Annotated in this window: 24 protein-coding genes; 15 read left to right on the plus strand and 9 right to left on the minus strand. The window is 69.4% G+C overall.

Annotation, left to right across the window (positions count from 1 at the left end; translation table 11 throughout):
• Positions 1 to 3: 3 nt before the first annotated feature.
• Positions 4 to 381, plus strand: a complete 378-nt coding sequence (locus tag PYV55_RS00580) for a DUF2188 domain-containing protein (RefSeq protein ID WP_275848267.1) — start codon at positions 4 to 6, stop codon at positions 379 to 381.
• Entirely contained in the window at positions 374 to 997 is a 624-nt protein-coding gene (locus PYV55_RS00585; RefSeq protein WP_275848269.1) for a histidine phosphatase family protein, read from the plus strand. Before PYV55_RS00580 ends, PYV55_RS00585 begins: the two co-directional genes overlap by 8 nt.
• 36 nt (positions 998 to 1033) lie before the next feature.
• Here the strand turns inward: PYV55_RS00585 and PYV55_RS00590 are convergent, their stop codons facing one another.
• Positions 1034 to 1516, minus strand: a complete 483-nt coding sequence (locus PYV55_RS00590; protein WP_275848271.1) for a type II secretion system protein N — start codon at positions 1514 to 1516, stop codon at positions 1034 to 1036.
• 168 nt (positions 1517 to 1684) lie between these two features.
• On the opposite strand from PYV55_RS00590, the gene gspG reads away from it, so the two are divergent.
• The 10 genes from gspG (at position 1685) to PYV55_RS00640 (ending at position 11707) form a co-directional block, all read left to right on the plus strand.
• Positions 1685 to 2062, plus strand: a complete 378-nt coding sequence (gene gspG / locus PYV55_RS00595) for a type II secretion system major pseudopilin GspG (protein ID WP_275848346.1) — start codon at positions 1685 to 1687, stop codon at positions 2060 to 2062.
• 58 nt (positions 2063 to 2120) lie between these two features.
• A complete protein-coding gene (locus tag PYV55_RS00600; protein ID WP_275848273.1) occupies positions 2121 to 2549 on the plus strand; it encodes a prepilin-type N-terminal cleavage/methylation domain-containing protein in 429 nt (142 codons plus the stop codon).
• Positions 2550 to 2590: 41 nt separating this feature from the next.
• Positions 2591 to 2995 (plus strand): type II secretion system minor pseudopilin GspI, encoded by a 405-nt coding sequence (gspI, locus tag PYV55_RS00605; protein WP_275848275.1) that lies wholly within the window; start codon positions 2591 to 2593, stop codon positions 2993 to 2995.
• Positions 2996 to 3015: 20 nt separating this feature from the next.
• The gene (locus tag PYV55_RS00610; RefSeq protein ID WP_275848277.1) at positions 3016 to 3819 is read left to right on the plus strand and encodes a PulJ/GspJ family protein; all 804 of its coding nucleotides are present in this window, start codon (positions 3016 to 3018) and stop codon (positions 3817 to 3819) included.
• A gap of 47 nt (positions 3820 to 3866) precedes the next feature.
• Positions 3867 to 4868 (plus strand): type II secretion system minor pseudopilin GspK, encoded by a 1002-nt coding sequence (gene gspK, locus PYV55_RS00615; protein WP_275848279.1) that lies wholly within the window; start codon positions 3867 to 3869, stop codon positions 4866 to 4868.
• A gap of 24 nt (positions 4869 to 4892) precedes the next feature.
• Positions 4893 to 6215, plus strand: a complete 1323-nt coding sequence (gene gspL / locus PYV55_RS00620) for a type II secretion system protein GspL (protein ID WP_275848280.1) — start codon at positions 4893 to 4895, stop codon at positions 6213 to 6215.
• Positions 6216 to 6223: 8 nt separating this feature from the next.
• Positions 6224 to 6754 (plus strand): type II secretion system protein GspM, encoded by a 531-nt coding sequence (gene gspM / locus PYV55_RS00625; RefSeq protein WP_275848282.1) that lies wholly within the window; start codon positions 6224 to 6226, stop codon positions 6752 to 6754.
• 11 nt (positions 6755 to 6765) lie between these two features.
• The gene (gene gspN, locus PYV55_RS00630; protein ID WP_275848284.1) at positions 6766 to 7614 is read left to right on the plus strand and encodes a type II secretion system protein N; all 849 of its coding nucleotides are present in this window, start codon (positions 6766 to 6768) and stop codon (positions 7612 to 7614) included.
• A 346-nt stretch (positions 7615 to 7960) separates the two neighbouring features.
• The gene (gene gspD, locus PYV55_RS00635) at positions 7961 to 10312 is read left to right on the plus strand and encodes a type II secretion system secretin GspD (RefSeq protein WP_275848348.1); all 2352 of its coding nucleotides are present in this window, start codon (positions 7961 to 7963) and stop codon (positions 10310 to 10312) included.
• Between the two features lie 6 nt (positions 10313 to 10318).
• Complete coding sequence (locus PYV55_RS00640) at positions 10319 to 11707, plus strand: GspE/PulE family protein (protein ID WP_275848286.1); 1389 nt, start codon at positions 10319 to 10321, stop codon at positions 11705 to 11707.
• A 106-nt stretch (positions 11708 to 11813) separates the two neighbouring features.
• On the opposite strand, the gene PYV55_RS00645 is transcribed toward PYV55_RS00640, so the two are convergent.
• The 3 genes from PYV55_RS00645 to PYV55_RS00655 form a co-directional block, all read right to left on the minus strand.
• Positions 11814 to 12779, minus strand: a complete 966-nt coding sequence (locus PYV55_RS00645) for a DMT family transporter (protein ID WP_275848287.1) — start codon at positions 12777 to 12779, stop codon at positions 11814 to 11816.
• Between the two features lie 164 nt (positions 12780 to 12943).
• The gene (locus tag PYV55_RS00650) at positions 12944 to 13225 is read right to left on the minus strand and encodes a helix-turn-helix domain-containing protein (protein WP_275848289.1); all 282 of its coding nucleotides are present in this window, start codon (positions 13223 to 13225) and stop codon (positions 12944 to 12946) included.
• On the minus strand, positions 13222 to 13560 hold the full coding sequence (locus tag PYV55_RS00655) for a type II toxin-antitoxin system RelE/ParE family toxin (RefSeq protein ID WP_275848350.1): 339 nt from the start codon (positions 13558 to 13560) through the stop codon (positions 13222 to 13224). Before PYV55_RS00655 ends, PYV55_RS00650 begins: the two co-directional genes overlap by 4 nt.
• A gap of 353 nt (positions 13561 to 13913) precedes the next feature.
• Between PYV55_RS00655 and PYV55_RS00660 the strand changes: the two genes are divergently transcribed.
• Together PYV55_RS00660 and acpA are read left to right on the plus strand one after the other, a co-directional pair.
• Positions 13914 to 14315 (plus strand): EF-hand domain-containing protein, encoded by a 402-nt coding sequence (locus PYV55_RS00660; protein WP_275848291.1) that lies wholly within the window; start codon positions 13914 to 13916, stop codon positions 14313 to 14315.
• Positions 14316 to 14462: 147 nt separating this feature from the next.
• A complete protein-coding gene (acpA, locus tag PYV55_RS00665) occupies positions 14463 to 16016 on the plus strand; it encodes an acid phosphatase (protein ID WP_407066745.1) in 1554 nt (517 codons plus the stop codon).
• A gap of 76 nt (positions 16017 to 16092) precedes the next feature.
• Here the strand turns inward: acpA and PYV55_RS00670 are convergent, their stop codons facing one another.
• The 5 genes from PYV55_RS00670 to tsaD all read right to left on the minus strand — a co-directional run bounded on the left by PYV55_RS00670 (position 16093) and on the right by tsaD (position 22656).
• Positions 16093 to 17301 carry an ABC transporter permease gene (locus PYV55_RS00670; RefSeq protein WP_275848295.1) on the minus strand — a complete coding sequence of 403 codons (1209 nt, stop codon included), beginning with the start codon at positions 17299 to 17301 and terminating at the stop codon, positions 16093 to 16095.
• Positions 17301 to 18176, minus strand: coding sequence for an ABC transporter ATP-binding protein (locus tag PYV55_RS00675; RefSeq protein WP_275848296.1), 876 nt, complete (start codon positions 18174 to 18176; stop codon positions 17301 to 17303). Before PYV55_RS00675 ends, PYV55_RS00670 begins: the two co-directional genes overlap by 1 nt.
• Complete coding sequence (locus PYV55_RS00680) at positions 18173 to 19576, minus strand: efflux RND transporter periplasmic adaptor subunit (RefSeq protein WP_275848297.1); 1404 nt, start codon at positions 19574 to 19576, stop codon at positions 18173 to 18175. The genes PYV55_RS00675 and PYV55_RS00680 overlap by 4 nt, the downstream gene beginning before the upstream one ends.
• A gap of 71 nt (positions 19577 to 19647) precedes the next feature.
• Positions 19648 to 21213, minus strand: coding sequence for an efflux transporter outer membrane subunit (locus PYV55_RS00685; RefSeq protein ID WP_275848299.1), 1566 nt, complete (start codon positions 21211 to 21213; stop codon positions 19648 to 19650).
• A 168-nt stretch (positions 21214 to 21381) separates the two neighbouring features.
• Positions 21382 to 22656, minus strand: a complete 1275-nt coding sequence (gene tsaD / locus PYV55_RS00690) for a tRNA (adenosine(37)-N6)-threonylcarbamoyltransferase complex transferase subunit TsaD (RefSeq protein ID WP_275848301.1) — start codon at positions 22654 to 22656, stop codon at positions 21382 to 21384.
• Positions 22657 to 22757: 101 nt separating this feature from the next.
• Between tsaD and PYV55_RS00695 the strand changes: the two genes are divergently transcribed.
• The gene (locus tag PYV55_RS00695) at positions 22758 to 23384 is read left to right on the plus strand and encodes an ANTAR domain-containing response regulator (protein ID WP_275848303.1); all 627 of its coding nucleotides are present in this window, start codon (positions 22758 to 22760) and stop codon (positions 23382 to 23384) included.
• The last annotated feature ends 308 nt before the right edge of the window (positions 23385 to 23692 follow it).

Consider the following 23692-nt stretch of genomic DNA (forward strand, 5'->3'; position numbering starts at 1 on the left):
ATCATGCCCTGGAACGCCGAGCACTACCCCGTCGCGATGCGGCACTTGAGCACGCCTGCGCGCCGCAAGACCATAGGAGCCTGTCGGACTTTGGGCGTCGATAGCGAGAATGCGCCCCAGCGAGGCCAGTTTTTGCCGGATTCGCAGCCCCATAGTGGTGCTATGGGGCAAGAAGACGGTAAAAAATGGGCCGCTGCGGCGCATTCGCAGCCGACGATTCCAAAGTCCGACAGGCTCCTAAAAATTGCCAACGCCCTGCTCGCTGAAGAGATGGACGAAGGCCGCGCGATCCGCATCGCGATCGCCAAAGCCAAGGAATGGGCGGCGCACCATGGTTTGCCGGTGCACGACGACGCATGGGATGGCCCGCGCGATGCCTGAAAACAGGCCCGAAAACGCGACGGACGGCGCGCAGCTCTGGCTCGTGCGGCATGCGCTACCGCTCGTGGCGCCGGGCGTCTGCTATGGGCGCCTCGATGTGGCGGCCGATCCTGCGCACACACAAGCATGCGCGCAGCGCCTCGCGCAGGCGCTGCCGCAGCGCGCGCACGTGGCCTACTCAACGCTACAACGATGTGAGCTACTCGCGCAGTATCTGCAAGCGCTGCGACCAGATTTGGCCTATGAACCCGAGGCGCGCCTGTGCGAGCTCGACTTCGGCCAGTGGGAGGGCCACGCCTGGAGCGACATCGGCGCGGCGGCGCTGGACCGCTGGGTGCAGGACTTTGCCACGCACCACCCCGGCGGCGGCGAATCCTTGGCCGAGATGCTGGCGCGCGTCGCGCACACGCTGCAGCAGGCGCGCGAACGGGCACGCACGACGGGGCAATCGCAGCTGTGGATCACGCATGCAGGCGTGGCGCGCTGCGTGGCCTGGCTGCAAGCGCAAGGCTATGCGCACGACCACACCTTGGACAACATGCGCCTGCCCCATGCCCATGAGTGGCCGCAGCGGGCACTGGCGTGGGGCGAATGGCAGCGCATCGACCTGCTATGAGCCCAGAAACGGCACGCAGAACGCGCAGAGCACGCCTCAAGGCTTGCGCGGCAATTCGAGCGTGAACGCGGCGGGGCCCTCAGGTGGGCCCAGGCGCGCCTCGCGCTGGCCGAGCGGGAGCAGCACCAGGCCATCTTCGACTTGCGCGCCCACGCGGTACGGTTTGGGCGGTTTGCCATCGACCGCGATCAGCGCTGCACCACCGCCGCTTTGCTGCCCCGCGAGCACGCCCACGAGCTTGAAGCGGCTTGCGAGCGATGGTTGCGGCACAGCAGCAGCCACCGGCGCGGCACCGGCGCCGAACAGGCGCGCGATTGCCTGCACGTCGGGCGCGGCAGCAGCCGTGGCCACGGCGGGCAGTGCGGCATCCTGGGGGCGGCCCGCAAGGCGCAGGCCCCAATAGGCCACGCTTGCTGCCGCGAACGCCCACAGCACGAGCGTGGCCAGGCGCACGCCCCACGCTCCCCCGCCAGAGGACACCGGGGCGCCGCGCGCCGCAAAGGATGGAAAGCTCAACATGCGGGGATTATCATGCACGCGCTTGCTGCGCTTGCCGCAACCTCCTTTGGCCTTTTCGCTATGCGTTCGCTCACCAGAGTTCCTGCCGTGCCTTTTCCTACCCTCCGCCCCCGCCCTACCGCCACCCGCCGCTCGCGTCTGCAGCGCGGCTTCACCCTGATCGAGCTCATGGTGGTGCTGGTCATCATCGGCGTGCTGGCCGCGCTGATCGTGCCCAACGTGCTCAGCCGCACCGATGACGCGCGTGCCACCGCGGCGCGCACCGACATCGCCAACCTCGTGCAGGCGCTCAAGCTCTACCGCCTCGACAACCAGCGCTACCCCACGGCCGAGCAAGGGCTGCAGGCGCTGGTCAGCAAGCCCGCCACGGGCCCGGTGCCGGGCAACTGGCGCCCCTACATCGACAAGCTGCCCAACGACCCCTGGGGCCGGCCCTACCAGTACCTGAACCCGGGCATCAAGGGCGAGATCGACGTCATGTCCTTCGGTGCGGACGGCCAGAGCGGCGGCGAAGGCAAGGACGCCGACATCGGTAGCTGGCAGTAAATACTATCGTTTAGATAGCTATTAGCCATTGTCCATCCTTTCTTTGCGGCATTTTTCCTTGAAATCCCCAAGCGGCTTCACGCTGCTCGAATTGCTCGTCGTGATCGCGATCATGGCGCTCGCGACGGCGGGCGTGAGCCTGTCCTTGCGCGACAGCGGCCAGGCACAGCTCGAGCGCGAGGCCGAGCGGCTCGCGGCGCTGCTCGAAGCCGGGCGGGCGCAGTCGCGCGCAAGCGGCGTGCCCGTGCGCTGGCGCGTGCTCGCACAGGGTGGCTTTCGCTTCGAGGGCCTGCCGCGGGGCAGCAGCCTGCCGCAGCAATGGCTGGACGCGCGCACCACGGTGCTGGGCGCAGACAGCCTGCTGCTGGGCCCCGAGCCGCTGATCGCGCCGCAACAGGTCGTGCTCGCGCGCGCCGACCGCGTCGGCCCCGCGCTGCGCGTGACCACGGACGGGCTGCACCCGTTCCACGTCGAGCCGCTGCCATGAGCCCCGAAACGCGAGCACGCCCACGCCGCAGCAGCACAGGCTTGCGTCGCCCCCAACCACGCCAGCACCCCAGCGCCCACTCCCGCCCGCAGCGCAGCGCCGGCTTCACGCTGGTCGAAGTGCTGGTGGCGCTGGCCATCGTGGCCACGGCGCTGCTCGCGGGGGTGCAGGCGACGAACGCGCTCACGCGCCATGCGCAGCGCGAGGCCGACGTGCTGCTGGCGCAGCTGTGCGCCGAGAACGAGCTCGCCAAGGTGCGCCTGGCGCGCCAGATGCCCGACGTGGGCGACGGCACCCAGGCTTGCGCGCAGGCCGGACGGCAGCTCGCGGTGGCGGTGCACGTGCGCCCCACGCCAAACCCGAGCTTTCGGCGCGTGGAGGCGCAGGTGTTCGACGAGGGCGAGCGCCCCATCCTGCGCCTTGCGACCATCGTCGGGCGCTATTGAACGAGCCACACCGCGCCGCCATGAACGCCTTGCGCTGCATCGCATTTCGCCCCTTCCCACGCCCATCGGCACGCAAAGCCCAGGCGCGCGGCGTGCTGCCGATCCATTTGCGCGCCCTGCGCACCGCAGGCGGCTTCACCCTGATCGAGCTGCTCGTGGCGCTGGTGATCATGGCGCTGATGGCGCTCATGAGCTGGCGTGGCATCGACGGCATGCTGCGCACGCAGGAGCAGACGCGCACGCGCGCCGACGCGCTGCTGGTGCTGCAGACGGCGCTGGGCCAGTGGGGCGCAGACCTCGACGCCATGCTCGCGCTGCCCCACACCGTGCCCATAGACTGGGACGGCCAGGTGCTGCGCATCACGCGGCGCAGCAGTGCGCCCAGCGACGAGGGCGCGCTCGTGGTCGCCTGGACGCGCCGCGGCACACCCAGCGGCGCGCAGTGGCTGCGCTGGCAGTCGCCCCCGCTGCGCACGCGCGCCGCGTGGCAGCAGGCCTGGCAGCAGGCCGCTCAATGGGCGCGCAACCCCAGCAGCGCCGACCAGCAGCGCGAGGTGGCGCTGCTGCCCATAGACGGCTGGCAGATTTTTTACTTCCGCGGCAATGCCTGGTCGAACCCGCTCTCGAGCAGCGACGCCGCGCAGCCCACCAGCGCAAGCCCAGGCGCTGCCGGATTGCCACTGCTGGGCACGCCCGGCACCACGGCTACTTCGACCATGCCCGACGGCGTGCGCCTGCTGCTCACGCCAAGCGCGGGGCAGGCGCTCACGGGCCAGATCACGCGCGACTGGGCCAGCCCGCTGCTCGGAGGCGGTAAATCATGAGCGCGCACGCAAGCCAAGTGCCGCGGCCCATGCGGCCCCAACCGCCCATGCGCGCCAAGCGCCCCGCGCCGCCGCGGGCCAGGCAGCGCGGCGCGGCGCTGCTCGCGGCCATGCTCACGGTGACGCTGGTGGCCACGCTCGCGGCGACGGCGCTGTGGCAGCAGTGGCGCGCGGTGGAAGTCGAAACCGCCGAGCGCGCGCGTGTGCAGGCCGCGTGGATCATGCTTGGCGCGCTCGACTGGTCGCGTCTGATCCTGCGCCAGGACGCGCTCGCGGGCGGCGCCGACCACCTGGGCGAGCCCTGGGCCATGCCGCTGCAGGAGGCGCGCCTGTCTTCGTTTCTGGCCGGTGAAGGCAACGCCGCCCCGCCCGAGGACGCAAGCACCGACCTCAGCGATGCCTTTTTGTCGGGCCAGATCCTCGACCTGCAAGGACGCCTGAACCTCACCAACCTCGTGCTCGGCGGCAAAGTGCAGGATGCGGCGCTGCACCAGTTCGAACGCCTGTTCGCCAACCTGGGCCTGCCTGCGGCCGAGCTCGACCTGCTGGTGCAGGCCTTGATGCAGACGCAGGCGCCGGCCAGCGCCGGGAGCGACGCGCCGCTGCTGCCGCCCAGCGTGGCGCAACTGGGCTGGCTGGGCCTGTCGCCCGCCACGGTGGCCGCGCTCTCGCCCTACGTGGTGCTGCTGCCGCAGCAGACGCCTGTGAACCTCAACACCGCGCCCGCCGAGGTGCTGCAAGCCGCCATCGAGGGCGCCGACCGCGCCGACGCGCAAAGGCTGGTGCAGGCACGCGCCGGACGCCATTTCAGCAACCTCAATGAAGTGCGCGACCTGCTCGGCCAGAAGGCCGTGGTCAGCGACAGTCTGCACGGCGTGGCCTCGGCCTTTTTCGAGGCGCGCGGGCAGTTGCGCCTGGGCGAGATCGTCGTGGGCCAGCGCTCGCTGCTGTACCGCCAGGGCGTCAACGTGCGCACGCTCTGGAGCGAGCGCGGCGCCTTCCCGCTGGTCGCAGGCAGCGCCGGCGCTCCCGACACAGTGACCCCCTAAAATGGCCCGCCCTCCTACCGCCCCATGAGCACGCTGATCGTTTCCCTGCCCGCCCCGCCGACCCTGCCTGGGCCCGGCCTCGCGTATGCCTACACCCTCACGGCCGACGGCCACACGGCGCTGCAGCATGGCGCGGCCGCGGCGGCGCTGCTGCCCGCGCCGGCGCGCGCCGGCGGCGAGGTGGTGGCCGTGGTTCCGGTGCAGGCGCTGTCGTGGCAGCGCGTGCAGCTGCCTGCGGGTGTGGCGCCTGCCGGTCTTTCCAGCGCGCTGCCCGCGGGCATGGGCACGGCCGCGGCGCGCCTGCGCAAGGTGCTTGAAGGACTGCTCGAAGACCGGCTGCTCGACGAGCCTGCGCAACTGCACTTTGCCGTGGCGCCCGACGCCGCGGCGGCAGCGCGCGCGGGCGCGCCGCTGTGGGTCGCCGTGTGTGAGCGCACCTGGCTGCGCGCGCACCTGCAGGCGCTCGAAGCCGCAGGCCGCGCCGTGGCGCGCGTGGTGCCCGAATTCGCCCCCGGCGCCACGGCCAGCGGCGCCGCCGAGGTGCATGTGCTGGGCACGCCCGAAGACCCCTGGCTCGTCATTTGCGGCCACGGCGCCGAGCAATCCGTGCTCGCGCTGCCACTCTCGCCCGAAACCTGGCACCAGTGGGCGATGCCCGCGCTCGGCGGCGCGCCGGGCGGCGCTGTAGCCGTGGACGGCGGCGCGCCCGTGCTTGCCGAACCCGCCGTGGCCGCGCTCGCCGAAAAGCTGCTCGGTGCTCCTGTCACACTGCACACGGCGAGCGCACGCGCGCTTGCCGCGGCGCGCGGGCGCTGGGATTTGGCGCAGTTCGACCTCGCGAGCACCGCGCACACGCGCCTTGTGCGCAAGCTCGGCGGCGCGGCGAATGCCTTTTGGCACGCGCCGCAGTGGCGCGCCGCGCGCTGGGGCGCGGGCGTGCTCGCGGCGGCGCAGCTGCTGGGGCTCAACGCCTGGGCCTGGCAAGAGCGCCACGCGCTCGCAGCCAAGGAAGCCGCCGTGCGCGCCGCGCTCACCGCGAGCTTCCCGCAGGTCAAAGTGGTCGTCGATGCGCCCGCGCAAATGGAGCGCGAACTCGAATTGCTGCGCCAGCGCGCGGGCGCCGTGTCGGCACGCGACTTCGAACCCATGCTCGCCGCGGTGGCCGCAGCGCTGCCGCCGGGCCAGTTGCCCACGGCCATCGAATACAGCCTTGGCGAGCTGCACCTGCGCGGCCTCGCGCCCGGCGCCGACGAGCAAACCGCCCTGCGCACGCGCCTTGCCGCCGCGGGCTACGACAGCCGCCTCGAAGACGGCGCCTTGATCGTGCGCGCAGCGAAAACTCCGTGACCCCACCCATGCCCACTTCCTTTCCCTGGCAGGCACTGCAAAACCGTTGGCAAACGCTCGCCGCGCGCGAGCGCGCGCTCGTGCGCGCCGCCGCCGCGATGCTCGCGCTCGCGCTGCTGTGGTGGCTGGCGCTGGCGCCGGCGCTCGATACGCTGCGCCGCGCCCCGGTGCGCCACGCGCAGCTCGACGCGCAGCTGCAGCGCATGCGCACGCTGCAGGCCGAGGCGCAGCAACTGCAGACGCAAGCGCGCAGCGAGCCCGGCGACGCCCCCGCCGCGCTGCGCCGCAGCCTCGCGCAAACCCTGGGCGGCAGCGCGCAGCTCAACCTGCTGGGCGAGCGCGCCACCGTGACGCTGCAAGGCGCCCCGGCGCAGGCGCTCGCGCAATGGCTGCTGCAGGCGCGCAGCAATGCGCACGCCGTGCCCGTCGAAGTGCGCCTCGCGCGCAACGCTGGCGCATCCGCCGGGGCCGGTGCTGGCGCCGAGCCGCGCTGGGACGGCACGCTGGTGCTGGCCTTGCCCCAGCCGCCGGCAAACTGAACCGCATGACCATGGCCCGCGCCACCACACTTCGCTCGCCCGTTCGCCCGCCCGTTCGCCCGCCCGCGTCCGCGCGCCAGGGCGCCGCGCCGCGCGCGGCGCCCTGGGGCTGGGCCGCGGCGGGCGCTGGCGTGGGGCTGCTCGCGGCGCTCGCCCTGTTTGCGCCCGCGCAGTGGCTCGCGCAGGGCGTGGCGCGTGCGAGCGCGGGGCGCGTGTTGCTGCTGCAGGCACGCGGCACGGTGTGGACGGGCTCGGCGCAGTTCGCGCTCAGCGGCGGCCCCGCAAGCCGCGACCGCGCCGCGCTGCCAGGCCGCGTGCACTGGCGGCTGCGCCCCGGCCTGCACGGCCTGCAGCTGCAACTGCAGGCCGACTGCTGCACTGCCGCGCCGCTGCAGGTGCAAGTGCGCCCACGCTGGGGCGGCGCCGCCGTGCGCGTGCAAGACCAGCAAAGCGACTGGCCCGCAGCCATCCTCGCGGGGCTGGGCGCGCCCTGGAACAGCCTGCAGCCGCAAGGCCGGCTGGTGCTGCGCACGCAAGGGCTGCAGGCCGCGTGGGCCGCGGGCCGGCTGCTGCTGCAGGGGCAGGCGCAGCTCGACCTGCTCGACTTTTCCTCGCGCCTGGCCACGCTGCAGCCGCTGGGCAGCTACCGGCTGGTGCTGCAGGGTGGCGAAGTGCCCACGCTGCAGCTCAGCACGCTGGACGGCGCGCTGCGCCTGCAGGGCGCGGGCCAATGGGTGGGCCAACGGCTGCGCTTTTCGGGCGAGGCCAGTGCCGCACCCGAGCGCGCCGCGGCGCTCGACAATTTGCTGAACATCCTCGGGCGGCGCGACGGTGCGCGCGCCCTCCTCTCCTTGGGTTGACCGTATGCGCTCTTCGTTTGCTCCCCTGTTGCCTAGCAGCCTGTCGGACTTTGGAATCGTCGGCTGCGAATGCGCCGCAGCGGCCCATTTTTTACCGTCTTCTTGCCCCATAGTCCCGCTATGGGGCGGCGAATCCGGCAAAAACTGGCCTCGCCGGGGCGCCTTCTCGCTATCGACGCCCAAAGTCCGACAGGCTGCTAGTGCAGTGTTCGACGCTATCTGCGACATAAAACCGCGTCTTTTCGGCCTGGGCCGCGTTGCAAATCCTCGCGATACCGCCCGGTATCGCTGCGGTTTGCGCCTTGCCCAGACCAAAAATCCATCGGTTTTATTGGTCGCATCAAGCATCAAACACTGCACTAGGCCCTGGCATTTTGCTTTGACTTCGATAGCTGTCAGTGCTTTACTGATAAGCACCAGCGGCCAAATTCATGCCCAAAACACAGGCGCACCCAAGGCCGCGGCAAACTCTGCCGCCGCGGGCAGCGTGCGCCCTGGCGAGCCCGTGACGCTGGACTTCGTGAACGCCGAGATCGAAGCCGTGGCGCGCACCATGGCCACGATCACGGGGCGCAACGTGGTCGTCGATCCGCGCGTCAAGGGCCAGCTCAACCTCGTGACCGAGCACCCCGTGCCGCCGGCAGCGGCGTTTCAGCAGTTTCTTGCGGCGCTGCGCCTGCAGGGCTTCACGGTGGTCGAATCGGCCGGACTCTACAAGGTCGTGCCCGAGGCCGAGGCCAAGCTGCAGGGCGGCAGCGTGGCCGTCTCGGGCGGAGGGGGTGGTGGGCGCGGCGGTGCGACGGCAGGCGTGCCCGGCGGTGGTCAGATCGTCACGCAGATCTTCAAGCTCAACTACGAAAACGCGAACAACCTGGTGCCCGTGCTGCGCCCCCTGATCAGCCCGAACAACACCATCAACGTGAGCCCCGGCACGAACGCGCTGGTCATCACCGACTACGCTGACAACCTGCAGCGCATTGCGCGCATCATCGCGGCGATGGACGTGGCAAATGCGAGCGACGTGGAGGTGATCCCGCTCAAGAACGCCGTCGCCTCCGAACTCGCCCCGCTGGTCGCGCGCCTGATCGAAGGCGGTGGCGGCTCCGCACCTGCCGCGGCGCCAGGGCAGGCGCCGGGCCAGGGCGACGGCGCCTTCAAAACCACCTTGCTCGCCGAACCGCGCAGCAACGCGCTGATCCTGCGCGCGGCCAACCCGGCGCGCGTGGCCCTGGTGCGCACGCTGGTGCAAAAGCTCGACCAGCCGCCGCTGCCCGGCAGCAGCGCCGCGAGCGGCAACATCCACGTGGTGTATCTGAAGAACGCCGACGCCGTGAAGCTCGCCGCCACGCTGCGCGCCGCCGTCGCCGCGATGGACACGGGCGGCAATGCCAGCGCCGGCGGCGGTGCTGCGGCAGCCGCCACCGGCAGCACCCCCATGCTGCGCACGGCAGCCGCCGCGGGCCTGGGCGGCGGCCAGGGCGGCAGCGCGATGGGCGCCATGGGCGGGGGCCTGGGCAGCGGCGCCACCTTGGGCGCCGGTGGCAATGCCAACCAGCCCTCCACGGGCGGCATGATCCAGGCCGACCCGACGACCAACTCGCTCATCATCACCGCGCCCGAGCCGCTGTACCGCCAGCTGCGCAACGTGATCGACCAGCTCGACGGGCGGCGCGCGCAGGTGCTGGTCGAGAGCCTGATCGTCGAAGTCTCGGCAAGCAAGCTGGCCGAATTCGGCGTGCAGTGGCAGGCCATTCTCGGCAACAAGGGCGACGGCACCATGGGTGCCATAGGCACCAACTCGAACAACAGCGGCGCCAACATCCTGGGCGTTACCGGCGCCATCGCGAGCAATTCGGTCGCGGGCGTCACCTCGCTGGCCAAGGGCATGAACCTGGCCATCGCGCCGCGCGTGGCGGGGCAGTATTACCTGGGCATGCTCGCCAACTTTCTGGAAAACAGCGGCGACGCCAACGTGCTCTCCACGCCCAACCTGATGACGCTGGACAATGAAGAGGCCGCCATCGTCGTGGGCAGCAACGTGCCCTTCGTGACCGGCTCCTACGCCAACAGCATGGGCAACAACACGGTAAACCCCTTCACCACAGTGGAGCGCCGAGACGTGGGCCTGATGCTGCGCGTGCGCCCCACGATCAACGAAAACGGCACCGTGAAGATGTCGATCTACCAGGAAGTCTCCAAGATCGACAGCGCCACGCTCAAAGACCCGAACGGCCCCACCACGAGCAAGCGCTCGATCGAGTCCAACGTGCTGGTCGACGACGGCGGCATCATCGTCATCGGCGGCCTGCTCGAAGACAGCTACGCGCAGGCCGACGACAAGGTGCCGCTCCTGGGCGACATTCCGGGGCTGGGCAACCTGTTTCGCAACACCAACCGCACGCGCACCAAGACCAATCTGATGGTGTTCCTGCGCCCCATCGTGGTGCGCGACGCCGCGACGAGCGACGCACTCATGACCGACCGCTACGATGCCATCCGCGCCGTGCAGCAGGCCGCGCAGCCCGAGCAGCGCGCGCTGCTCAACGCCGTCTCGGGCGCGCCCGTGCTGCCCGCGCTGCCCATGCAGCCCGCCAAGGCGGCGCCGGCCACGGGTGCCACGCCCGCCACGCCTGCCGCCGTTCCACCCGCCATGCCAGCCGCCCCGCAGAACACCGCCCCCGCCGGCAGCCGCCAGTAAAGCCCCATGCGCTACCCCCTGCCCTACGCATTCGCGCGCAGCGCGCAACTGCTGCTCGAAGACGACGGCCAGCAGCCCGTGCTCTGGCACGGCCCCACGCCCGACGCCGGCGCGCTCGGCGAGGTGCTGCGCAAACATGCCGTGCGCCGCGTGCTGCCGCTCGACGCCGCGGGCCTGGCGCAGCGCATCAGCGCGGCCTACGCGCAGGGCGAATCGAGCGCCGCCACCGTGGTCAGCGAGCTCGAATCCGACGCCGACCTCTCGCGCCTGATGCAGGAGCTCCCCGCCGTCGAAGACCTGCTCGAAGCCGCCGACGACGCGCCCATCATCCGCATGCTCAACGCGCTGCTCACGCAGGCCGCGCGCGACGGCGCGAGCGACATCCACATCGAGCCCTACGAGCGCCACTCGAGCGTGCGCTTTCGCATCGACGGCGACCTGCGCGAAGTGGTGCAGCCGCACCGCGCGCTGCACGCGGCGCTGATCTCGCGCCTGAAGATCATGGCCGACCTCGACATCGCCGAAAAGCGCCTGCCGCAAGACGGCCGCATCAGCCTGCGCCTAGGCACGCGCGCCATCGACGTGCGCGTCTCCACCCTGCCCAGCGCGCACGGCGAGCGCGCCGTGCTGCGCCTGCTCGACAAGAGCGAAAGCCGCCTGAGCCTCGAAGCCGTGGGCATGCAGGGCGAGGTGCTGCGCCGCTTCGAGGCGCTGATCGCGCAGCCGCACGGCATCATCCTCGTCACCGGCCCCACGGGCTCAGGCAAGACGACGACGCTGTACGCCGCGCTCGCGCGCCTGGACGCCACGCACAGCAACATCATGACGGTGGAAGACCCGATCGAGTACGAGCTGCCCGGCGTGGGCCAGACCCAGGTCAACCCCAAGATCGACCTGACCTTCGCCAAGGCGCTGCGCGCCATCCTGCGCCAGGACCCGGACGTGATCATGATCGGCGAGATCCGCGACTTCGAGACCGCGCAGATCGCGATCCAGGCCAGCCTCACGGGCCACCTCGTGCTCGCCACGCTGCACACCAACGACGCCGCAAGCGCCGTCACGCGCCTGAACGACATGGGCGTGGAGCCGTTCCTGCTCAGCAGCTCGCTGCTGGGCGTGCTCGCGCAGCGCCTGGTGCGCAAATACTGCGGCACCTGCCACGGCGCGGGCTGCGAGGCCTGCGGCCACACCGGCTACGCGGGGCGCACGGGCGTGTTCGAGCTGCTCGTGGCCGACGAGGCCATCCGCGCGCAAATCCACGCGCAGGCGCCCGAAGCCACCATCCGCGCGAGCGCCCTCGCCGCCGGCATGACGCTGATGCGCGACGACGGCGAACGCCTGATCGCGGCGGGCGTTACCAGCGCCGAAGAGGTGCTGCGCGTGACGCGGGATTGAGTGCGATATTCGGCTCTAGCGTCCGTCTAGCTTGCGTGAGCAGCTATTGTTTTGAAATGATGGCTCGAACCGCGCAGGCTGAATCCACCGCCATCGCCGCGACGGCTCATGCCCGCCGTGGCTGCAGCACCAGCCCCAGCCCGGCCATGATGGGCAGCGCGCCGAGCAGGTCGGACAGAGGGATGTGCTCGCCGAGCAGCAGCACCGCGAGCAAGGTGCCGAACAACGGGTTCAGCAAGTGGAAGCTGCTCGCGCGGCTGGCCCCGCCGTGGCGCACCAGCCACAGCAACATCAAGGTGGTGCCGATCGAAACCACCACCGCGAGGTACAGCAGGCTGCCGAAAAATGCCGCGCTCGGCAGCACGGCCAGCCCCTCGCGCCACCAGGCGAGCGGCAGCAGAACGAGGCCGCTCGCCGGTAGTTGGATCAACGCGATGCGCCACGGATCGAGCCGGCCCGCGATCTTTCGGTACAGCAAGGTCGAAACCGACAAGGCCACCGTGCCCAGCAGGATCAGCGCCACGCCGTGCAGGTCGGCTGACCCCGAAAGCGCCCGTGCGCGCATGATCCAGACCACGCCCGCAAAACCCGCAGCGAGCCCCGCGGCGGCGCGCCAGCCGAGCCGCTCGCGCAGCGCCAGCGCCGCGAGCGCCGAGGTCACCAAAGGGCTGGTGCTCACGACGATGGTGGTGAGCCCCGCGGGCACCGTGCGCATGCCCACGAACGCGAGCCCCAGATAGACGGCGTTGTTGAGCAAGCCCGCAAGCAGCGCCACGAGCCCATCGCGCAGCTGCTGCGCCTTGGGCGCACGCTCGGGCCGTCCCGGGGCGCCGGCACCCTGCACACCACCGGGCGTGCCAGCCCGCAGACGGGCGATCGGCCAGACCAGCAGCCCCGCGAGCAAAAAGCGCAGGCTCAGCAAGGTCAAGGGCCCGCTCGCCGCCATGCCGACCTTGCCCGCGATGAAAGCCGAACTCCACACGAGACTGAACAGCGTGCCCACGAGCGCAAAGCGCAAGCGCGAAACCGCAGCCGGCGTGGTGGGCGGGGCAGTGATTCGAACGCGGGGCATGCTTGCTTGCCGGTGAGATTGACGCAAAAAGCCGCCAGGCGCTTATGGCTTAGCTGGGCAGCTATGTTTTTTGAACGCCGTGCAGGCTGAGAAAAGCGCGGCCGCACACCATCGCCGCGACAAATCTCGTGGGGCGAGGCGCACAGCAGCGCGTTTCGCGAAGGTCAAGCATCTTCGAACACCCGCATTTCGATGTGCAGTCCGGCGGCCGTCGCCATGTTCACCAGCGCATCGAGACTGAAGAGGTTGATCTTGCCGCGCATCAGGTCGGAAATACGCGGTTGCGTCACGCCGAAGAGCCTGGCCGCTTGCGCCTGGCTCATTTCGGTGCGTGTAAGGTGGTTCTTCAGCGCCATCACCAAGGCGGAACGCAGCTTCATGTTTTCCGCCTCTTCCGAGGTGTCTTCGATGGCATCCCAGACGCTGGCAAATCGTTGCTTGCTCATGGTTCTAGCTCCTTCAACAAGTCGCGGTAACGCTTGGCGGCCAAGTCTAGATCGGTCTTGCTGGTCTTCTCTGTCTTCTTCTGAAAGCAGTGAAGCACATAGACCGCATCGGCGAACTTGGCAACGTAGATGACCCGAAACGCACCGGCGGCATCCCGAATCCGAATTTCCTTCACACCTTGGCCCACGGTGTGCATGGGCTTCCAGTCGTCTGGTTCCTGGCCGTTTTGCACCAAGTCGAGTTGATGACCCGCTTCACGCCTGGCCGGAAGAGGAAAGTCTCGAAGGTCATCAAGGGATTTCCCCCGAAACTCAATGGGCTTGGTGTCGGCCATTCGTGAAATATACAATTTTTTATATTTTAAAGCAAGCTCGCTTGTGCTCCGCCGGAGCAAGCAAGCGACGTGGCGTGCGTTGTTTTCCGTTTCCTGCGGCGACCCCAGCAAAATCAAAGGCCCGTGCCCCAGAGCATGGGTCGCGGCGCGGATTACGAACATTTTTGCCACCTTGTGCTTATGCATCCTGCGCAAGCAGCTATGAAAAAACAAGCAACAAAACGCCTTTGTACCGGCGTTACACAAGGCAGAAAAATGTGGACGCAGGCAACAGCAGGAAAGATTGCTGGCCCTGCCCGCCTTGCTGCGGTGCAATGAAGCCTCGTTCAACCACTTGCTTGAAAGGAGCTTTCATGAAAGCACAGCAACGATGCCTTTTCCCGTTCGAGACACGCAGCGTGATGCTTTTTGCAGCCCTGACCCTGGGCGGCCTGGGCGCGGCGCAGGCGCAGGGCAACGCCCCCGCGCCGCAGTGGGGCCCGGCAGGATCGTCAGAAAAATCCGCGCCGCGCTCGAATGCACAGGCCGCGCAACCAGCGCACGAGCATAGCGATGCGCCCAAGGAAGGCCAGGCCAGCGGCCGGGCCGATGCCGTGGAAGAGGCCTTCGAGCGCGCCGACGCCAACCATGACGGCCAGTTGAGCCCGCAGGAGGCCGCCACGCTGCCCGCCATCAGCCAGCGCTTTCAGGCGCTGGACACCGACCACAACGGCATGCTCTCGCGCGAAGAGTTCGCGCGCGGCGCCCAGCCCTGAGACTCTGGAAGGAAACCGAAAACCGAAGAGACGAATGGCCTTGCAGGCGTCCGCCATTTTGCTGTCAAAAACGCTCATGAGAATGCAGGACTCCTCACAACCCCTTTCGGAGTCCCTGCAATGCCATTCGCTTCATCATTTCAACCGTTGCGCCGTGCACCATTCACTGCGACGGTGCTCGCGGCCGCTGCCACGCTTTCTCTGAGCGCTTGCGGTGGTGGCGACTCGGGGACACCGGCAGCACAGATCGACACTGTGGTCGTCATCTACGCCGAAAACCGCAGTTTCGACAACCTGTTCGGCCTGTTCCCTGGCGCCAACGGCATCGCCAATGCGCTCAAGGATCCTGCCAGCTACACACAGCTGGACCGTGACGGCGTCACCCCTCTGGCCACGCTGCCAGCGGTATGGAATGCCCCCAGCGCAAATGCCGCCGCCTGGGCGTTCGTGTCGTCGCTGCCGAACAAGCCGTTCCAGATCAACGCCGCCCAGCCCGGCGGTGTGCCCGGACAGGGCGTGGACGTGACTTCGCCAGATCTCGTGCACCGCTTTTACAACAACCAAATGCAAATCAACGGCGGCAAAAACAATCAATATGCGGCTTGGTCAGATGCCGGTGGTCTGTCCATGGGCTACTACGATGGCTCCTCGATGGCGATGTGGAAGATCGCCCAGCAATACACACTGGCCGACAACTTTTTCCAGGGGGCATTCGGCGGCTCGTTCCTGAACCACTTCTGGCTCGTCTGCGCCTGCTCTCCCGCATGGAACAACCCGCCCAGCTCGCGGATTTCGAGCGTGGATGCTTCGGGAACCAGGCTGGTGCTGTCAGCAAGCAACCCGGTAAGCGCACTGACCGGTGCACCGAAGTACGCCGGCGACTTGAACATCACGCCGCAATCGACGGACGGCAAATACTATGCCGTCAACACGACCCAGCCGCCGTACCAACCCAGCGGCACGCCGCCAGCCAGCGGCGCAGACGCGCGGCTGGCCGACCCGACCGGCGGCGGCTCTGCAGGCAATATGCCGCTGCCACCCATAGACTCTTCGCAAACCAAAACCGTGGGGGATACGCTCACCTCCAAGGGCATCAACTGGGTATGGTATGCGGGCGCCTGGAAGCAAGCGCTGGCCGACCGTACGGCCATCTACAACAACGGCACGCCGAATTTCCAGCCGCACCACCAGCCGTTCAACTACTTCTCGCGCTTCGATCCGACCACGACTACTGGCCAGACTGAACGCGCCGCCCACCTGAAAGACTACACCGACCTGCTCGCCGACATCGACAAGGGGGCACTCCCCAGCGTGGTGTTCTACAAACCGCAAGGCAACCTGAACCAGCACCCCGGCTACACCGACGTGATGTCGGGCGATGCCCACCTGGCCGGCCTGATCGCCAAGCTGCAGCAAAGCCCGCAGTGGAAGCACATGGCCATCGTCGTGACCTATGACGAAAATGGCGGCTTCTTCGACCACGTCGCGCCCCCCAAGGCTGACCGCTTTGGGCCAGGCACGCGCATCCCGGCCATCATCGTTTCGCCGTATGCCAAAAAGGGCTATGTCGACCACACGAGCTACGACACGACCTCCATCATCAAATTCATTACGAAGCGCTTCGGACTCGACCCGCTGTCGGGCGCCCGTGCCAGCGCCGGCGACTTGATGAACGCCTTCGATTTTTCGCAAACGCCGTAACGCCCAGGGGCGATAGCAGCACGCTACCGCTCCTGCTTTGTCTTTGTCGTTGAAGGCCAGTCGGCCCCGCGCGTCGTCACTCGTGCCGCAGCGCCTCGATCGGGTCGAGGCGCGCGGCGCGGCGGGCCGGGAAGTAGCCGAACACCACGCCTATGGCTGCGGAAAACGCGAACGAGAGCAAATTCACGCCCACGTTCACCGTGTAGGGCACGCCCATCAGCAAGGCCAGCCCGAGCGAGGCCAGCGCCGCGAGCACGATGCCCACGAGGCCGCCGAGCGCGGCCAGTACCACGGCCTCGATCAGGAACTGCATCAGCACCTCGCCCTCGAGCGCGCCAATGGCCAGGCGCAGGCCGATTTCGCGCGTGCGCTCGGTCACGCTCACGAGCATGATGTTCATGATGCCTATGCCGCCCACGAGCAGGCTCACCGCAGCCACCGCGCCGAGCAAGGTGGTGAGCACGCGCGTGGTGCCCGAGAGCGTGTCGGCGAGCTGCTTGGTGTCGAGCACGTTGAAGTTGTCCTCGTCGGTGCTGGCGAGCTTGCGCCGCTCGCGCAGCAGCTGGGTCAGGCTGGCCTTGACGCGCTCGGGGTCGCTGCCGTCCTGCATGGACACGAGCAGCGTGTTCACGCGCGTGTTGCCTGTGACGCGGCGCTGGTAGGTCTTGAGCGGCATGAGCACCACGTCGTCCTGGTCGTTGCCGAATGCGCCCTGCCCCTTGGAGGCCAGCACGCCTATGACCTCGCACGAAAACGCCTTCACGCGCAGGTACTGGCCCAGCGGGTCGCCCGATTCGCCAAAAAGCTCGCGCCGCACGGTCTCGCCGATCAGGCACACGGCCGAGCCGGCGCGCAGTTCGGCGTCGCTGAAGTCGCGGCCCGCGCGCACCGTCCAGTTGCCCACCTGCAGCCAGGCGTTGCTGCTGCCCGTGACGATGGTGGTCCAGTTGCGCCCGTTCGCAACCACGGTGGTGCTGGTGCGCGCCTCGGGCGCCACGGCGAGGATGCCGCCGATCTGCTGCGCGATGGCGTCGGCGTCCACGTCCTTGAAAGCCGGCGCGCCGCCGCTGCCGCCGGGGCCCATGCGCTGGCCGGGGCGAATCTGCAGCAAATTGGTGCCCAGGCTCGCGATCTGGTTCTGGATGGCCTGCGTGGCGCCGTTGCCCAGCGTGACCATGGTGATCACCGCGCTCACGCCGATCACTATGCCCAGCACGGTGAGAAAGGAGCGCAGCAGGTTGCGCCGGATCGAGCGCAGCGCAAGCAGGATGGTGCTCAGCAGCATCAGACGCCCTCCCCGGCCTGTGGTTCGGCCTGGAGGATGGCCGGCTCCCCGCTGGATTGGGCGGGTAGCGCCTCTGTTGCCGCCGTCACGCTCTGGTGGCCCGGGCGCAGCATCAGCGGCGCGGGGTTGGGTGCGTCGCGCTCCACCTGGCCATCGACGAAGTGCACGATGCGCCGCGCGTAGTCGGCCATGTCGGGCTCGTGCGTGACCATGAGCACGGTGATGCCGTGCTCGACGTTCAGGCGCCACAGCAATTCCATGATTTCATGACTGCGCCGCGAGTCGAGGTTGCCCGTGGGCTCGTCGGCGAGCAGCACCGCCGGCGCCGTGACGATGGCGCGCGCAATGGCCACGCGCTGCTGCTGCCCGCCCGAGAGCTCGGCCGAAGTGTGGTGCTCCCAACCCTTGAGGCCTACGTCCGCGAGCGCCTGCGTAGCCGCGGCGTGGCGCTGGGCCGCGGGCTCGCCGCGGTACAGCAGCGGCAGTTCGACGTTTTCGAGCGCGGTGGTGCGCGGCAGCAGGTGAAAGCCCTGGAACACGAAGCCGAAGTAGCGCCGCCGCAGCAACGCGCGCTCGTCGCGTGAGAGGCCTTCGACGTGCACACCGCGAAACAGGTACGCGCCGGTGCTCGGGTGGTCGAGGCAACCGAGGATGTTCATGGCCGTCGATTTGCCCGAACCGCTCGGCCCCATGATGGCCACGAAGTCGCCCTGCTGCACGTCCAGGCTGATGCCCTTGAGCGCCTGGAAAGCCAGTGCCCCTTCGCCATAGACCTTGGTCACGCCGCGCAGGCCGATCAGGGGCTGCGATCGTGGCGACGAAGGTGGTGGCGACGCCGATGGCTGCGGCGGCGCGGCGCCCTGCGCTGCGCTCATGGCTTGGCCCCGGCGCGGCGCTGGTCGATGATCACGGCCATGCCGGGCTGCAGGCCGTCGCCGCTCACTTCGGTCACGCGGCCGTCGCTGATGCCCACCTGCACGCGCACGGGCTGCGGCTGGCCGTCCTTGAGCAGCCACAGCTGGCGCTCGTTGCTGCCCTGCGCAGCGGCGGGGCCTTTGGCCACCGTGCCGGCCTTGCGCGCGTTGCGCGGCATGTGCGGCATGAGCTGCGCCATGATGCCGCCGCCCGAGCCGCCAGATTTTGCCCCGCCCGGCGTGGACGCCGCACCCGCCGCCCCCGCCCCGCCCGCCTGCGTGGGCGTGAAGCGCAGCGCCGTGTTGGGCACCAGCAGCACGTCCTTGCGCTCGGTGGCAACGATGGTCGCGGTGGCCGTCATGCCGGGGCGCAGACTCAGGTCGTGGTTGTCCACGTCGAGCCAGGTGGTGTAGGTGACCACGTTGTCGGTCTTGGTCGAGCCGAAGGACACGCGCGTGACCTCGGCCGGAAAGCGCCGCGTGGGGTAGGCGCTGACCGTGAAGCTGGACGGCTGCCCCACGCGCACCACGCCCACGTCGGCCTCGTCGACGTCGGCATAGACGCGCAGATGCGTCAGGTCTTCGGCCAGCGTGAGCAGGGTCACGGCCTGCAGCGACGCGGCCACGGCGTTGCCGGGCTCGACCGTGCGCGCGAGCACCACGCCGTCTATGGGCGAGCGGATCGAGGCCTTGGCGAGGTTGGTCTCGTCGGTGGAAAGCGCCGCGCGCGCGTCCTGCACGCTCGCACGCGCGCTGGCTTCGTCGGCACGCGCGCGCGCGAGCGTCGCGAGGCCCGTGTCGAGCTCGGCCGCCGAGGGCACCTTGCCGCCCGACAGGCGCGCCACTTCCTGCAGGCGCGCGTAGTTCGCCTGGGCCTCCTTGGTCGTGGCCTCGGCCTGCGCCAACTTCGCCTGCGCCGCGGCCAGCGTGGCGCGCGAGCGCTGCACCTGCGCTTCGAGCTTGGCGGTGTCGAGCACGATCAGCACCTGGCCTTTTTTCACGCGGTCGTTCACGTCCACGAACACGTCGCGCACCGTGCCCGAGAGTTCACTGCCTATGGCCACCGAGCGCGTGGGCTGCAGGATGCCGTTGGCCATCACGCTGAGCGTGATGTTGCCGCGGCGCAGCGCTTCGGTGACGTAGCTCGGCGCGGCGCTGGCGCTTTGCTGCACGCGCCAGTAGTAGCCGCCGCCCGCCACGAGCACGAGCGCGAACAGGCCCAGCCACATGCCGGGGCGCTGCCACCAGCGGCGCACCAGGCCGTCGCCGAGCAGGTTTTTCAGCTCGGCCACATCGGGCCGGGTCTGCGCCGCGGGCGCTGCGGCAGGTGCAGGAGAAGCCGAGGGATCGGAAGAGGTCATGGTGGTGCCAAACAAGCAAAAACCGGTGGAATCGGTGGATGGAACGCGCGGGGTGCGGACACGCGAAAGGCTCACTGCGGCGCAGGGCCGTTCGTCCAGCCGCCGCCCAGCGCCTTGTAAAGACGCACGTGGTCGGCCGCGACGCTGGCCACGCTGCTCGCGACGCTGTCCTGCGCCGTGAGCAGGGTGCGCTGGGTGTCGAGCAGGGTCTGGAAGTCGATGCGGCCGCTGCGGTAGTTCTGCTCGGCCAGCAGCGCGGCGTTGCCCGCGGCCTCGGCGGCGGTCTGCAGGTGCGCCAGGCGCAGGCGCTCGTTGCGCAGCGCCGTGAGGGCGTCTTCCACGTCCTGCAGCGCGGTGAGCACGGCGGCTTCGTAGTCGCTGCGCACCTGCGCGAGCATGGCCTCCTGCACACGCACCTGCGCGCGCGCGGCGCCGCCGTCAAAGATCGGCGCCGTGACGCTCGCGAGCAGGCCGCGCGTCACCGCCTCGCCCGTGTCCAGCGCACCGAGCGTGAGCGCGCTCAGACCCAGCGAGCCGGCGATGTTGAAGCGCGGATAGCGCGCCGCGTCGGCCTGCAGCACGCGCGCGAGCGCCGCGGCGATGCGCTGCTCGGCGGCGTGCACGTCAGGGCGCTGGCGCAGTACCACGGCGGGGATTTCGAGCGCCAGATCGGCACTCGGCGCAGGCACGGCGGCCGGCGCGGCCAGCAGCGCATCGAGCGCCGCGGGCGCCTGCCCGGTGAGCACCGCGAGGCTGTGGCGCGACTGGTCCAGGCTCGCCTGCAGCGCCGGGATCATCGCCGCCGTCTGCTCGGCCACGGTGCGCGCCTGCTCCACCACCTGCGAGCTCGTGAGGCCCGCCTGCATGCGCCACTCGGTGAGCTGCAGCGTCTGGCGCTGCGTCAACAGGTTGCTGCGCGCAATCGCCAGGCGCTGCTGCAGTCCGCGCAGGTCGATGTAGTTGACCGCCACCTCGGCCGCGAGCGCCACCTGCACGGCGCCCAGGTTGGCCTCGGCGGCGCGCGCGTCGGCCTCGCTCGCCTGCAGCGCACCGCCCAGGCGGCCGAACAGGTCGGGTTCCCAGCTTGCGTCGAAGCCGGTCTGGAACTGGTTGCCGGTGTGGCCCGCGGCGCGGCTGCGCTGCGCCGAGCCCGAGGCGTTCAAACTGGGGCGCAGCGCCGCGGCCTGCACGTCCACCTGCGCACGCGCCTGCTGCAAGGCCGCAAGCGCACTGCGCACGCTGGGGTTGGCCAGCAAAGCCTGCTGCACCAGCGTGCTGAGCTGCGCATCGCCAAAGCGCTGCCACCACTGCGCGAGCGCGGCCGCATTGCCGGGCAGCAGCGCGGGACGGGCGGTATCGGCTGGGGTGGCTGGGGTAGGCGAGGCAGCTGAGGCGGGCGCAGCGGCGCCCGGCGCTGGCGCGGCAACGGGCGCCTGCACGGGCGCTGACCAGTCCGCGGGCAGCGCCACCGCAGGCACGGGCGAATCGGGCGGCACCCAGTGCGCGCAGCCTGCCAGCAGACCGAACAGGCTCGCGCCCAGCGCCGCCCGCCAGAGGGCCCGGGCGGGCGCCCCTGCCCTGTTGCGCGAAGGCCAAGCCGATGTGCTGGCCGAGGTGCTGATCGAGGTGCGGTGCATGGGGGGCGATTGTGGCGGGCAAATTTGTCGCCTCAGGGCCCTTGTGGTGAACCCGCGGTAAAGACGCCGGCCAGATAACTCTTGATTCGATAGCGGAATGTAACCCATCAATTTGACGCATTGCGCTCTTCTATACAGCGCAAGAAGCTATCAAAGAAATAGTTATTTTCATGAATTTTCCGCCTCCAGCGCATCCAGCGTCTCGAGCGGCCAGCGCGGCTTGACGTCGAAGGCATAGTCGCTGTTGGCCTGCTGCCGGCCCGCCTGCAGGCGCATGGCCGCGGCCAGCGCGATCATGGCGCCGTTGTCGGTGCACAGGTGCAGCTCGGGGTAGTGCACGCGCACGCGGCGCGCGGCGCAGGCAGCGTCGAGCTGCGCACGCAGGCGCCGGTTCGCGCCCACGCCGCCGGCCACCACCACGCGCGTGAGGCCCGTCGCACGCAATGCGGCCAGCGTCTTGTGCACCAGCACATCGACGATCGCGGCCTCGGTGCTCGCAGCCAGATCGGCTTTGCGCACCTCCAGCGCAGCGCCGAGCTTCTTGGCCTGCGTGAGCACTGCGGTCTTGAGTCCGGCAAACGAAAAATCGAGGTTGCCGCTGTGCAGCAGCGGGCGCGGCAGCGCAAACGCCTTGGCGTCGCCCTGCTCTGCCAGGCGCGAGAGCGCCGGCCCGCCCGGGTAGCCCAGGCCCAGCAGCTTGGCCGACTTGTCGAAAGCCTCGCCGGCCGCGTCGTCTATGGTTTCGCCCAGCAGCGTGTAGCGGCCTACGCCATCGACGCGCATGAGCTGCGTGTGCCCGCCCGACACCAGCAGCGCGACGAAGGGAAACTCGGGCGCATCGGCGCTCAGAAACGGCGAGAGCAAATGCCCCTCGAGGTGGTGCACGCCCAGCACCGGCCGCCCCAGCGCCGCGGCCAGCGCGCAGGCCACGCCCGCGCCCACCAGCAGCGCCCCGGCCAGCCCCGGCCCGCGCGTGTAGGCCACCACGTCCACGGCCGCAAGCGGCACACCCGCCTGCGCGAGCACCTCCTCGGTCAGCGGCAGCACGCGGCGGATATGGTCGCGGCTCGCGAGTTCGGGCACCACGCCGCCGTAGGCCTGGTGCATGGTGATCTGGCTGTGCAGCGCGTGCGCCAGCAAGGCCGGCACACCGCCGCCAGGCAGGCAGCGCACCAGCGCCACGCCGGTTTCGTCGCAGGAAGTCTCGATGCCGAGCACCAGGAGCCTGTCGGACTTTGGGATCGTCGGCTGCGAATGTGCCGCAGCAGCCCATTTTTTACCGTCTTCTTGCCCCATAGTCCCGCTATGGGGCGGCGAATCCGGCAAAAACTGGCCTCGCTGGGGCGCATTCTCGCTATCGACGCCCAAAGCCCGACAGGCTCCTAGGGCGTCGGCGGGCAGGTCGGAGGGCAGGTCGGAGGGCAGGCTTGGAGGGGCGCTCATAGGGGCGTGAGTGTAGGGCGCACGCTGGGGGTGTGCATTCGGCATTCGGCATTCGGCATTCGAATGTGCATTCCCGGCGCGCTTCTTGCTTTTTGGCGGGGATGACCGAAACCCTGCGCATCGTGGTCGTGGCCCCCGATCTGGCCGTGAGCGACCCTGACGACGAACACGCCCTGATGCAGGCCGAGCGTTCGCGCGCGTTGCGCATAGGGCTGCTGGAAAACGGCTACAACCTCGTCGCCACACTGCCCGCCGACGTGTTCCTGAGCGAGCGCCTGGCCCAGCTGCAGCCTGACTTGATCATCGTCGATGCCGAAAGCGAGGCGCGCGACGCCCTCGAGCATGTGGTGCTGGCCACACGCGCCGCGCGCCGCCCCATCGTGATGTTCACCAACGACGAAGACACCTCGCACGTGCCGGATGCCGTGGCCGCGGGTGTGACGGCCTACATCGTGGCCGGGCTGGCGCCGCAACGCATCCGCCCGATTCTGGAAGTGGCCATGGCGCGCTTTGCCCACGAACAGGCGCTGCGCGCGGAGCTGGCCCAGGCGCGCAACGCGCTTTCGGAGCGCAAAACCATAGACCGCGCCAAGGGCCTGCTCATGCAGCGCCAGGGCCTGAGCGAGCCGCAGGCCTACGACAAGCTGCGCAAGCTGGCCATGGACAAAGGGCTCAAACTCGGCGAGGTGGCGCAGCGCGTGCTCGACGCAGCGGACTTGCTGGGATAACCCGCGCGCACCTCAGCCTCTCAGGCAGCCGGGGCATACCCCACGATGGTGCAGCGCACAAAACCAGTGCCCCGGTACGGTGCCTTGCGCCGCCTCCACATTCTGCGGATCTAAATCGCCTACAGCGTCCGGTAGGCGGGCACAAAAAGCTACTTTTCCAGGAGCAAACAGAGCGCCACGCAAAGCTGGCATGTCGCTTGCTTTACATAGCCCAGACCAACGCAGGTCTTGCAGGCGGCCCCACCCAACGGCGGGCGGTGGTCCCTTACCGGACAAAGGCGTCCCCATGCGTTTGCGCGCTGCCACTG

This window comes from Extensimonas soli, assembly GCF_029211265.1.
Taxonomy (GTDB): Bacteria; Pseudomonadota; Gammaproteobacteria; order Burkholderiales; family Burkholderiaceae_C; genus Extensimonas; species Extensimonas soli.

Coding starts and splice junctions, on each gene's coding strand:
- tsaD (WP_275848301.1), bottom strand. CDS start 22,656: ATGAGCGCCCCTCCAAGCCTGCCCTCCGACCTGCCCTCCGACCTGCCC.
- PYV55_RS00640 (WP_275848286.1), top strand. CDS start 10,319: ATGCGCTACCCCCTGCCCTACGCATTCGCGCGCAGCGCGCAACTGCTG.
- PYV55_RS00660 (WP_275848291.1), top strand. CDS start 13,914: ATGAAAGCACAGCAACGATGCCTTTTCCCGTTCGAGACACGCAGCGTG.
- gspL (WP_275848280.1), top strand. CDS start 4,893: ATGAGCACGCTGATCGTTTCCCTGCCCGCCCCGCCGACCCTGCCTGGG.
- PYV55_RS00680 (WP_275848297.1), bottom strand. CDS start 19,576: ATGACCTCTTCCGATCCCTCGGCTTCTCCTGCACCTGCCGCAGCGCCC.
- PYV55_RS00580 (WP_275848267.1), top strand. CDS start 4: ATGCCCTGGAACGCCGAGCACTACCCCGTCGCGATGCGGCACTTGAGC.
- PYV55_RS00675 (WP_275848296.1), bottom strand. CDS start 18,176: ATGAGCGCAGCGCAGGGCGCCGCGCCGCCGCAGCCATCGGCGTCGCCA.
- PYV55_RS00585 (WP_275848269.1), top strand. CDS start 374: ATGCCTGAAAACAGGCCCGAAAACGCGACGGACGGCGCGCAGCTCTGG.
- gspK (WP_275848279.1), top strand. CDS start 3,867: ATGCGCGCCAAGCGCCCCGCGCCGCCGCGGGCCAGGCAGCGCGGCGCG.
- gspN (WP_275848284.1), top strand. CDS start 6,766: ATGGCCCGCGCCACCACACTTCGCTCGCCCGTTCGCCCGCCCGTTCGC.
- gspM (WP_275848282.1), top strand. CDS start 6,224: ATGCCCACTTCCTTTCCCTGGCAGGCACTGCAAAACCGTTGGCAAACG.
- PYV55_RS00610 (WP_275848277.1), top strand. CDS start 3,016: ATGAACGCCTTGCGCTGCATCGCATTTCGCCCCTTCCCACGCCCATCG.
- PYV55_RS00695 (WP_275848303.1), top strand. CDS start 22,758: ATGACCGAAACCCTGCGCATCGTGGTCGTGGCCCCCGATCTGGCCGTG.
- PYV55_RS00590 (WP_275848271.1), bottom strand. CDS start 1,516: ATGTTGAGCTTTCCATCCTTTGCGGCGCGCGGCGCCCCGGTGTCCTCT.
- PYV55_RS00670 (WP_275848295.1), bottom strand. CDS start 17,301: ATGCTGCTGAGCACCATCCTGCTTGCGCTGCGCTCGATCCGGCGCAAC.
- PYV55_RS00655 (WP_275848350.1), bottom strand. CDS start 13,560: ATGGCCGACACCAAGCCCATTGAGTTTCGGGGGAAATCCCTTGATGAC.
- PYV55_RS00685 (WP_275848299.1), bottom strand. CDS start 21,213: ATGCACCGCACCTCGATCAGCACCTCGGCCAGCACATCGGCTTGGCCT.
- PYV55_RS00650 (WP_275848289.1), bottom strand. CDS start 13,225: ATGAGCAAGCAACGATTTGCCAGCGTCTGGGATGCCATCGAAGACACC.
- gspG (WP_275848346.1), top strand. CDS start 1,685: ATGGTGGTGCTGGTCATCATCGGCGTGCTGGCCGCGCTGATCGTGCCC.
- PYV55_RS00645 (WP_275848287.1), bottom strand. CDS start 12,779: ATGCCCCGCGTTCGAATCACTGCCCCGCCCACCACGCCGGCTGCGGTT.